We start from the raw sequence: 391 nt of genomic DNA, 5'->3' as shown, positions 1-391 counted from the left end.
CTCCAGCAACGCACCCGCCTCTCCCGCAAACCCGACACCTGGCACTACACCTGGAACACCCGCAACCAACTCACCCAGACCACCACCCCCGACGGAACCATCTGGACCTACACCTACGACCCCCTCGGCCGCCGCACCTCAAAACAACGCCACGCACCCGACGGCTCCATCGCCGAACGCACCCACTTCACCTGGCACGACGCGACACTCATCGAACAAACCAGCACCACCGGCGAGACCCTCACCTGGAACCACAACGGATTCACCCCCCTCACCCAAACCCACACCGGGCCCGAACGCACCCAGGCCGACTACGACACCGCGTTCTACGCCATCACCACCGACCTCGTCGGCACCCCCACCCACCTCACCACCCCCCGCGGCACCACCA

1 protein-coding gene is annotated in these 391 nt (G+C 66.2%); it reads left to right on the top strand.

The window, feature by feature from the left end; genetic code table 11:
* Positions 1-391: RHS repeat domain-containing protein (locus tag E0D90_RS26110; RefSeq protein WP_170215056.1), on the top strand; the 391-nt coding region annotated here is incomplete at both ends.

This window comes from Streptomyces otsuchiensis (assembly GCF_004305975.1).
GTDB classification, from domain to species: Bacteria; Actinomycetota; Actinomycetes; order Streptomycetales; family Streptomycetaceae; genus Streptomyces; species Streptomyces otsuchiensis.
This window is presented reverse-complemented; position numbering and strand designations above follow the sequence as displayed.